This window comes from Streptodolium elevatio, assembly GCF_053592165.1.
On sequence record NZ_JBSFVE010000056.1, the window covers coordinates 1 to 10,205 of the forward strand.

Annotated in this window: 8 protein-coding genes; 6 read left to right on the plus strand and 2 right to left on the minus strand. The window is 74.1% G+C overall.

Translation table 11 applies throughout. The features are described from left to right. Positions 1-317 precede the first annotated feature (317 nt). The 3 genes from ACWD12_RS40600 to ACWD12_RS40610 all read left to right on the plus strand — a co-directional run bounded on the left by ACWD12_RS40600 (position 318) and on the right by ACWD12_RS40610 (position 1,329). On the plus strand, positions 318-527 hold the full coding sequence (locus ACWD12_RS40600) for a hypothetical protein (protein ID WP_450103890.1): 210 nt from the start codon (positions 318-320) through the stop codon (positions 525-527). After that, positions 524-904: a fic family toxin-antitoxin system, toxin component gene (locus tag ACWD12_RS40605; protein WP_450103891.1), complete on the plus strand. Its 381-nt coding sequence runs from the start codon at positions 524-526 to the stop codon at positions 902-904. The genes ACWD12_RS40600 and ACWD12_RS40605 overlap by 4 nt, the downstream gene beginning before the upstream one ends. A gap of 263 nt (positions 905-1,167) precedes the next feature. Further along, positions 1,168-1,329, plus strand: coding sequence for a hypothetical protein (locus ACWD12_RS40610; RefSeq protein WP_450103892.1), 162 nt, complete (start codon positions 1,168-1,170; stop codon positions 1,327-1,329). Between the two features lie 242 nt (positions 1,330-1,571). Here ACWD12_RS40610 and ACWD12_RS40615 read toward each other — a convergent pair whose 3' ends face one another. After that, complete coding sequence (locus ACWD12_RS40615; RefSeq protein ID WP_450103897.1) at positions 1,572-1,832, minus strand: hypothetical protein; 261 nt, start codon at positions 1,830-1,832, stop codon at positions 1,572-1,574. Between the two features lie 268 nt (positions 1,833-2,100). After that, entirely contained in the window at positions 2,101-2,592 is a 492-nt protein-coding gene (locus ACWD12_RS40620; protein WP_450103893.1) for an STAS domain-containing protein, read from the minus strand. 1,709 nt (positions 2,593-4,301) lie between these two features. Here ACWD12_RS40620 and ACWD12_RS40625 point away from each other — a divergent pair. From ACWD12_RS40625 to ACWD12_RS40635, 3 genes are read left to right on the plus strand one after another with little or no spacing between them, the layout of a single operon-like run. Further along, positions 4,302-8,465: a DnaB-like helicase C-terminal domain-containing protein gene (locus ACWD12_RS40625; protein WP_450103894.1), complete on the plus strand. Its 4,164-nt coding sequence runs from the start codon at positions 4,302-4,304 to the stop codon at positions 8,463-8,465. A gap of 19 nt (positions 8,466-8,484) precedes the next feature. Next, entirely contained in the window at positions 8,485-9,102 is a 618-nt protein-coding gene (locus ACWD12_RS40630; protein WP_450103895.1) for a hypothetical protein, read from the plus strand. Positions 9,103-9,138: 36 nt separating this feature from the next. After that, the gene (locus tag ACWD12_RS40635; RefSeq protein WP_450103896.1) at positions 9,139-9,564 is read left to right on the plus strand and encodes a hypothetical protein; all 426 of its coding nucleotides are present in this window, start codon (positions 9,139-9,141) and stop codon (positions 9,562-9,564) included. Positions 9,565-10,205: the final 641 nt, after the last annotated feature.

The window sequence follows — 10,205 nt, forward strand, 5'->3', positions numbered from 1 at the left end:
CACTCCCGAAGCCCTGAACACCGGCCCCACCAGCGACATTGCCGCCACCGACGCCCACAATCACGAAACGGACACCAGCTCTCTTACCGCCCTCTCAAAACGGGGTTCACCCCAACCATCCATATCCCGGGATCATCGCGGCTCTGCACCGAGTACACACCCGGTTCTCCGGAACTGCCCCGACATCGTGGCGATCCGGCGACGCGCACCGAGTAGCGGTGTCGGCGGCATCGCGGGTGCGCAGCTTGGGCGCTCACCTCGACGATGGTGTCGGGTGGCCGTACCTGAGCCTGGTATCAGGTGGTATCTTCGCGGGTATGGCGAAGACGCAGGTGAACGTGCGGATGAGCGACGAGACAGCGGAGATGGCCCGTCAGGCGGCGGAGACACGGCATATGCCGTTGAACGACTACATCGAGCAGTTGGTGCGTCGGGACAACGACGGGGTGCGGGAGCGGTTCCTGGAGGGCGCGCGTGAGGTGATCGTCGGCTACGGCGACCTCATCGAGGAACTGGCAGCCCGGTGACCGACCCGAACCTGGCGGTGGACCTGGCGTGGATCCTCGAGGTCGCCCGCGAGGCCGGCGACGGCGACCCGGCGCCGGAGGACTACGGCCTGCCGATCGCCGCGGTCGCCCGCCACCAGGCGGTCCTGGCCGGACAGGACGTCTACACCGGGCCGTTCGTGCGCGCGGCTGCGCTGTGCCAGCTGCTGGGGCGGGTGATGTGGCTGGAGCGTTCGAACATGACGGTCGCGGTCGCGGTGGCGCACGGCTACCTCACCGCGTGCGGCATCACCACCAAACTCGGCCGCGACGAGGTCACCGCGCTGGTCACCGAACTGCGCAAGGACACCTGCACCGTGCCGAGCATCGCCGCGGTCCTGAAGACCTGGACCGACTGACCGAGCGGGCCGCACGCCGCGACGCGGCGATCCGGCAGCGCTGTCGAGAGCGGGCGTGTCGTGTATGTGAGGCCCGGTCGCTGGCCGAAGTGCGCTTGCCAGGCGGTGCGTCGGTCGCCGGGACGGCGGAGGGCGGGGTCGAGGAGGTAGACCCCGTTGCGGAAGGGTGTGAATCCCACGGACTCCCATACGGCGGCGATCTTCAGGCGACGGCGGAGCTGTTCGGCTGGGCGGTGCGGAAGGACGCGGGCGGAAGCCTTCGGATGACCAGGGCCGGGCATACGGTGTGGGCGTCGTTCTCCCCGGGCGGCGCGTTCCGGTACGGCGGCGCGGGCGGTCCGGACGCGGTGGCCTTGCCGTTGCGGATGTGTGAGGTCCTGGAGGTCCTGGAGGCGCCGGTCGCGTCGATGCCGCCACCAACGTGACTGCTGCCGTTCCCGGGCCGGGATTGCCGGGCCGGCCGGGTGGGGGCGGCCCGGGCAGCGGCGCGTCGGAACAGCCGGACTGAGCGGGTTTGGTGTGCTGGTTGCGCCTGCGGTGGGGCCGGTCGCGGTGTCGTGCTGCCGCGGTGACCGGCCCGCAGGCTTGCTGGTCGGATGCCTGGCGGTGTTCAGCGGGTGGGGGAGAGGCTCGCAGTAGGCGAGCCGCGTGCTTACCCGGGGTCGGGTCAGTTAGGGGCGAAGTCGTGTGTCCCCGGGGCCTGCGCGTCAGCCGTCGAGCCGTTCTCGTACTGGGCGAGGGCGAGCCCCAGCCCGAAGAAGGTCGGCGCCCATTCACCGACGAATATCCCCCAGCGATCGGCGCGTTCGACGTTCTCGGCTTTGGTGCTGGCCAGCCACGAAGTGAACGTCAGGCCGATCGAGCCGAGCGCCGCGGCGTAGGCGTGCTCGCTGCGCAGTCCCATGTCGTGCAGCTTCTTGATGATCATCATGTCCTCCGGGGTCGGGAAGCGGACGCTTCGGTTGGCGGCTGCCCCCAGGGACGGCGCCGAACCGTCTGACGCCCAACCCCGACGGCTCTCGGGCGGAGGTGAGTGGTTGTCGCTGCCACGGCAGCACGGCGCGGAGCGCGCCACGGCCTCGATGCGCGGGGGGCCTCGAACGCTGCGCTCGTCGCTGCCACGCGTGCGGTCCTCGGCGGCGGCAATGGCGCGCCGCGTCATCGCCGGCTGCGGGTGCCGCCTGGCCGTCATCCGGTCACTCGGCGGCGGCGAGGTCCGGTGCGGGGGCCGGGTCGGTGCCGGCGAGGAGGCGGTGGACGCCGCAGATGTGGAGTACGTGTGCGGGGTGGGGGCGGACGCGGGTGACGCGGAATGCGTGGTGGTGGCCGGTGTGGTGGCGGTGCTGATTGACGAGGAAGTGCACGCCGGTGGAGTCGAGGAAGCCGACTCCCGCCAGGTCGATCTCCACCGGTCCGTCGTGCGCGGTCAGGCGACGGGCGGCCTCGTCGAGTTCGAGGGCCGCGTCGGAGTCGGCATACCCGGCCAGAGACAGGACCAGGGTGGCACCGTTCCGCGTCCAGGTGAGTTGCAGCGGCTGGGGGCCGAGGTCGGCGGGACCCTGGTCGGTGGGGCCTGCTGCAGTGGCGTCTGCGCCGGTGAGGTCTGCGGGCAGGGCGCGCTGCTCGGCTGCGTGGGCGTGGTGGGGGTCTGGGGGGTCATGCGGCCTCCGATGGATGCCGCGGCACACGGGTCGCGGCAGGGGTACCGGTCCGGTACCGGGGATGGTCGACGGGCTCGGCAGGAGTCGCGCCGCCGCGTGAGGGGGCGCCGGCGGACGCCAGCCTCATTGCGGGAGCAGCGGGCTTTCCGGGGTGCCTTCATGTGACGCAGACAGGTGTTGGCCTGCCTGGTGCAGGGGCGCGGGTGCGGTGCCCGAACCGTCGATCCCCGTGGTTGGGCCTTCGGTCGACACGTCTGCCACATCTGGCGTTGTGCGTGACATGTTTTCGTGTCTGTGTCGAGACTGTGTACCGTCCTGTATTACACTCCCCCGAGTCGGTACATTTCCTGGCGGTGGTCCGTGCCGGTCCCGTGGGTCCTGTGGTGGTGGAGGTCGTTGTTGTGGTGAAGCCGTCCGAGCGCGCGAAGCCCCGGCCCTCGTCCGGATCCGCGGAGTCCGGGGCCCGGAAGGCCCGTCCCGCCCCCGCGGCGTACCCGCCGACGACCAGTCCGGTTCCGGGGGTGTTGTTCTCGGACGGATCGGACAGCACCTCGCCTGCCGCGCCGACCGGCGGCGGCATCCCGTCCGGGCCCGCGGAGTCCCGGCCCTCTGCAGAGGCCGGGAGGCCCGGGCCCGGGGCCTGTACAGCCCGTGCCACCACGGAAGACGAGACGCCCGGTAAGCCGCCCGGGAAGTCCGTGCCGGTGAAGGCGCCGGTGAAGTCCAGGGTCCGCAAGGCCCGTTCTGCCGCTGCACCAGGACCGCCCGCCGTGCCTGGGAAGTCCGTTGCCCGGCAGGGCCGTTCCCGCGCTGTGCCAGCTGCCGAGCCCGTCGGTGCTGCCGTGCCCGCCGCCTCGGCCGCTGCTCCGATCGCTGCGGCGTCTGCCGGCCGCGCTGCCTCATCCGCCCCGGCGTCCGGGCTGTCCGCCGTCGTGCCTTCGGGTGCCGGGGCCGGTACGGGACTTGCCGGGGGCGTCGCCTTGCCCGCTCCGTCCGACGTGTTCTGGACGGACCCGGAGGTCCCGCCGTACGAGGTCCTGGAGGTCCTGGCCACGGGCGCACAGCCGTTGGTGTCTCCGCCGCGCGGCCGCCTCGCCGGGGAAGCCGGTACACCTTTGCGTGAGGCGGTTACGGCGCTTGCCGAGCTGCGGGCGACCGGCGGCCACTGGCATGTGCTGCTCACCGCCGAGCGTGCCGCGTTTGGCGGCGCGCGCAGTGTGCCCGCGCAGGAACTGTGGGACCTGTTGGAGTTGACTTGGGCCCGATACATCCGCCCCGCGCTCCCCGCCCCCGCCGCTCCGGCCGCCTCGGCCTCCGCTTCCCGCCGCAACGCGGCGGCAGCCGGGGAAGCGACCAGAACTCGCGCCGTCGCCCCCGCCGCGCCCCAGGTCCCGTCTCCTGCCCCGTCCGCTGCCCGGCGCCCGGACGCCCCCACGTCTCCCGCGGATCCTGCCTCCGCCGCTGCCTCGGCTTTGGCTCAGGCTCCGGCGGCGAAGCCCCTTCGCAAGGCCGCTCGTTCGGCCGCAACGACTCCGCCCGCCTCGGCTGGTGCTCCCGGGAAGACTCCGGACGCCGCCGCTCCCGCTGCGGCGCCTCCCACCAACCCGGCCGCTTCGGTCGCTGCCGCGCCGGCCTCCGCCCCGGACCCGGCGGGGGAGCCGTCCACAGCGGCTCCGGCCGCTCCGGCCGCTGCTGCGCCCCACGAGACCCCCGCCGCCGGTACCCCGCCCGTACCCGTGCCCGCGCCGTCTCCCGTTCCGGAACCGGTTGCGGGTCCGGGAACGCTCCACGAGGCCCGCGCCGAACTGCCCCGGCTGCTCCGCGCGGCCGAGGCGGGCACGACCACCGCCTTGTCGACGGGCCCGCACCACGCCCACCTCACCAGCCCGCAAGCGGCGGCCGCGGCGGGCTGGGACCTCCAGGCTGCGCCGTCGCACGGGGTCGCGGACACCCGCGAAAGACTCGGCCGCCTCATCCGGGCCGCCGCGGCCGGCCGTCCGCAGGTCGTGCTCCGCCACAGCACCCTCGTCGCCGTCCTCCTCCCCGCCGCCCCGACCGCCGGCCGGTCAACGCCCGCCCTCGCCGGCCGCGTCCCCGCCCCGGCGGCCGTGCCGGTGTCCGGCAGCGCAACCCCTGGCACCGGTCTCGGCGTTGCCCGGCCGGTCTCCGCCGCGCCCGAACCCCCCACGCCCGCCCCCACGGCCCCGGAGACGGCCCCGGACAGCGTCCCGGCCACGCCCAAGCGGTCCAAGTCCCCGGCCCACCCCACCTCGCACACAGAACAGTTGCCTGACGGACTCCCGTCCGAAGCGGCTGGCTGCCCTGCTGGTCTCCTCGAGGCGACCGCGTCGCAGGGCCCCGCCCCCGCCGCTGCTCCCGGCTCGGGCCCGGTTCCGGCGGCCGCGGGCGGACTTGTGCCGGTCCTGACCCGAGTCCCCGAGGCAGCGGTTCCGGCCGCCCCCGCCCCCGCCCGGGCCTCCGCTCCGGCCCCGGCGGCCTTGGTGCCGGGGCTGGTGGTGGCGGGGCCGGGCACGCTCCACGAGGCCCGCGCGGCGCTCCCGCAGCTGGTCCGCGCGGCCGGGGAGGGCACCGCCACGGTGCTGGCCACCCGTGGGGACCGGGCGGTCCTGACCAGCCCCGAAACCGCCACCGCACTGGGCTGGGACCTGAACCCCGCCCCGGCGTTCTCGACCGTCCAGGGCCGCAAACACCTGGGCGACCTGATCGCGCACGCCGCGGCCGGCCGTCCGCAGGTCCTGCGCCGTCACAGCACCCCCGTCGCGGTCCTACTGCCCGCTGGCCCCGACGGCGCCCCCACCCCCACCCCGGCGCCCGGCACCGCCCCACCCCCGGCCGTCGAGACCACCTCCGCCGGGCCTGCCCCGGCACCCCAGGCCCCGGCACCCGCCGCGCCCGGTACTCCGGGTCCCGCCCCGGCCGCCCCTCCGGATGCCGGGTCCCCTGCCGCGCTCGGTACCGCGGACACCACGACCGCGCCGACGCCTGCCCCTGCCTTGCCCGCTGTATCCGCCGCCCCGGCCTGGGCCGCGGCCGCCGTCGACGAGGGAACCGCCATCACGCCCGTACCTGCCCCCGCCCCGAGCGCTGTGTCCCCGGCCGCCGACCCCGGTCCCGCGCCCGTTCCGCCCGCCGCCGCCGTCCCGGCGGCCGCCCCCGCCACGCCCGCCCCGGAACCCCTAAACCCGGCAACAGCCGCGCCCAGCACCCCCGTTCCCGCCGCGGCCACCGCCCCGGCCGCTCCGGCCGCCGGGGCCGCCGCCACGCCCGGCACCGCGGCCGCCCCCGCCGCCCCGGCCGCCTGGGCCGCGGCGGCCGTCGACGAGGGAACCGCCATCACACCCGCACCCGGCCCCGCCGCCCCGGCACCTGCTCCTCCCGCCCCCACCCCCGCAGCCCCCGCAGCCCCCGCGGCCGCAGTGCCCGCCGAACGCGCAGACGCAGACGCGGTGCCGCCCGGCGCCGTCCCGGCCTCCGCCGGGCCTGCTGCCAAGCCCGCCGCACTGTCGGCACCCGCCCCGGCACCGTCGGTCCCCATGGCTCCGTCGCTGCGCCCCGTCCCGCGCCGGTTGTCCTCGTTCGCGGACGTCCTGGACCGCGTGTTGACCCCGACCGGCCCTGCGGATGCGCCGACCGGCGCGGCGTTGGGTATCCGGGCCCTGGATGACCTGCTCGGCCCGCTGCAGCCCGGCCGCCTCTACCTCGTGACCGCGGCCCCCGGTGTCGGCGGGAGCCTCCTGGCGACCGCCGCGGCCCGCACGACCGCGCTGGACCGGAACCTGCCCGTCCTGTACGCCGCGTCCGGCCTGACCGCCGCCGACGTCGCCGCCCGGATCGTCGCCGCGCACCTCCCGGTCGACTACCGCCGCCTGCGCGCCGGTCGCCTGACCGACGAGGAACGCGAGGACGCCGCAACGCTGTACGGCCACCTCGCCGCCGCCCCGCTGTTCCTGGACGACGGCGCCAGCCTGACGGCCGACGCCATCGACGCCACTGCCGCCGAACTGCCGGACCTGGCGCTGGTGGTCGTCGACCGCCTCCAAACCGCTCCGGACCCGCGTCTGCCGCTGTCCGGCCCCGCGCAGGTCGCCGACGCCGCCCAGGCCCTCGCCCACCTCGCCCGCACCCGCCACGTGCCAGTCCTCGCCGTCCTCGACAGCCCGCCCCCGGACACCGCCGCCCCCGGCCCCGCCGGCGGGCAGGCCGCGGGCCTGGCGGCGGACGTGCGGCTGCTCCTGACCACCGATGGCACCCCAGGCACCACGTGGGTGCACGCCACCGCCACCGAACGCGACCTCGGCACCCTGGGGGAGGCCGTCCTCCTCGCGGACCTGGCCCACGCCCGTCTCCTGGACCCGCCCGCCCGCGCCCTGGCCGACGCCTTCCCCCCGCCCCCCAACACCCCGACACCCACCCCCGGCACACCCGGCCACGCGCCCTCCCCGGCCCGGCCCGCGTCCGGCCGCACACCGGCACACCCGAACACCCCCGCTGCGCCCGTCCCTTCGCCCGCCCCGCCCGGCACTGCCCCTGCCGCCCCTGGGGTGTGGCCGGAGGTCATCCGCCCCGGGACCGCGCAGCGCCCGCCCCTCGACTCCGCACCGCCTGCCGCTCCGGCGCCGTCGGCCGCAACGCCAGCGGTCCCCGCGGGGCCCGCCGCCGACCTCGGCCCCGCCAGCCCCGCACACCCCGCCGCCGGCCTCGCTGGCCCTGCTAATCCCGCCGCTGGCCCTGCCGGCCCCGAGGAGGGCCCCGAAGGGGCCCGGGAGCACGTCTTGGAGCCTGCCGGTGCCCGCACGGCGCAGGGTACGAGCACGCCGCTGCGCCGGGCCGCGCAGCGCCCGCCTGCGGCCTCGTCGGCGCCGCGCCGCACGAGCACGGCGGGGGAGGAGGGCACGGGGAAGTACGGGGGGCGGGACTATTCGGACTTCACCGCGATGATCACGCGGAAGGTGGACCGGGCCCTCAAGGAACACGGCGGTGACGTGGAGGCGGCGACTGCCGCTTTGGAGAAATCGGCGATTCCTGATGCGATGGCGCTTTTCGAGGCGACGCGGGTGGGGTCGACGTATGAGCACACGGCTTTCCCGGAACTCCCCGATATTCTCCGGAAGAAGACCCGCAGCGGCGCGGATGAGGTGTGGGAGGGCCGCCACAAGTGGTTCAACGTCCCCCTCCTCGACGAGTTGGAGGCCGGTACCCGCGCCCCGGTGGCGGTCGCCGTCCTGGACACCAACGCCGCGTACCTGTCCGCGCTGAAGACGCACCTGCCGATCGGGAAGCTGGTCCACGACCCGAACGGCGGTTTCGACCCGAAGCGCTCAGGCGTCTACCTGCTGAACTCCCGCCCGGTGTGGGAGCATCCGCACCTGCCCGACCCGATCGGGAACCGCCGCGAGACCGGCTCGATCATCCTGACCGACCCCACCGTCCGGCTGCTGATCCGGTGCGCGAAGGAGGGCCTGTGCGAGGCCCCGGTGATCGCGGAGTCCTGGACGTCGGGCGGGACGGAGATCCTGTTCGAGAAGTTCCGGCGGGTCCTGACCCAGGCCCGCGAGGACGCCATCCGCAGCGGGGACACGGTGACCGAGGCGTATATCAAGGCGATGTACGCGAAACTCGTCTCGACGATCGGTGAATCCAGCGCGAACCGCGAAATGCGCCGGTCCGAGTACATGCACTGCTTCCGGTCGCAGGCGTTCGCGAACCTCTGGTACAAAGCACACCGCGCCCATAAAAGCGGTCTGACCGTGGTCTCGTTGCGCGGCACGGACGAACTCCACGTCACCGGCGGCGACTGGCGCCAGGTATTCAAGGAAGGCCGCCTGACCCAGGAAATGAAACCGAAAGACCAATACACCCTGCCCCGCAGCGCCGCCTAGAAAGGCAAAGGGACGTTAAATGTCGACGGATGGATGGCGCCGGTTCGGCGCGTACGGGGCGGACCGGGACGCGGGCAACGTCCACGGTGGGGAAGCGCTGGGCCGGGCCTTGGAGGACGCGTTGGAGCGGTTGATCACCGAGGGCGGCATCAAGTCCCCGGTCACGACCCGCCGCGGCCTGATGGCCCGCATGCGGTACCTCACCACCCACCAGGGCGGCCCGGCAGCCCTCGCCGAGGCCGGGGTCACCGCCACCGCGGCCACCCTCCGCGCCTGGATGAAGGGCACCCGCCGGCCGCTGCCGGCCAACGCCGAGGCGGTCGACACCGCGTACTGGAACCTGCGTGCCCGCAACGTGTTGGCCAACCCCGGGCCGTTGAAGCAGCATTTGAACCGCGGTGGCCGCGGTACCGCGATCGAGATCCACCCGATCAACCAGGACGTGGTGCTGGAGACCCGCCGCCGTGAGCTGCGGGTGCGCCGGATCCAGGGCCGCTACATCTGGGACGACGCCGTCGACGCCCTGGCCGCCGGCAACGCAGCCGCCCTGGCGGGCATCTGGGTCGACGCCATCCAGGAGCTCGACTCCGACTGGGGCGCCTACACCTACGTCTCCCACCTCGGCCTCGGCGCCTGACCCCCGGCCGCCTCCCTGGCCCCGGCGGGCCCGGCCTTGTCGGGCGCCCCCTACACTCCGCTGCCAACGCCCAGGAACGGAGACCCACCATGGCCCGTCAGTGACAGCGAGCGCCACGAACAGCGGCGGTGGCACAAGGAGTTCGCCGCCGCCCTCGCCGAGGAGGCCGCCGCGGTCCCCGGGTTGGTCTTCTACACCCCCGCCAACGACATGCCCGCCCTGTGCTGGGAGGACGACCCCCGCGGCGCCTACGACGCGTTCGCCGGCCTCGTGGTCGGCGGCCACGCCCCGCTCACCAAGACCACCGCGACGGTCCACTACCGCCGCGACCCCGCCGACGGCGCACAGTCCTTCGAACGCGACGAGGTGCTGCTGTCCACCCTGGATTTCGGCACCACCGACCCCCGTCTCGCCGCCGCCATCCTGGTGACCTGCGCCCGACGCCACCGCACCATGCTGTAGAGGCCGCAGTCAGGCCCACAGCGCCGCCGCACCGCACCCGCGCCCCCGCATTCGACGCGCCGGACAATCGGACGCGCAGCCGGAATACACCGGCCACCGAGGAAACATCGCATTGCGCACCGCGCGAGCCGCCCCTTTTCGCTGCGCATTCCCATTCGGCTCGCGACCGCAGCCAAAGCCGAAACCCCACCCCTTCCTAAAGCCCAATCCACCTGATATCATCGCGAGTGGTTCAGACCAATACACAACAACAGAACGTGACACACTCTTTTCCGTTAGCTCCCGCGGTACACTTGCAATACACTCCACAACGTGACACACTCGGGGTACACAACACGGCAGTCACCCAGACGCCACGAGGCCACAATCAAGGCCCGGACACCCGTAGACCGCCAGGCCGGCACCCCCAGCAGGACGCCCAAAAGGCCAGCTAGAGCCCACTGAACCCCCTGAAGGACGCCAGGATGACGCGAACACCGCCGGAGGCCGGCCCCACCCCGCAAGAGACCAGACACCCCAACCAGAAATGTACCGCAAGGATACAGACCCTCCCCTCCAGCCAGCCAAAGGCGCGGAGCGCCGTTACAGTCTTCTGTCACGATAGTGACAGCGCGCGGTCTCCTCCGGAGACACGACGCGCT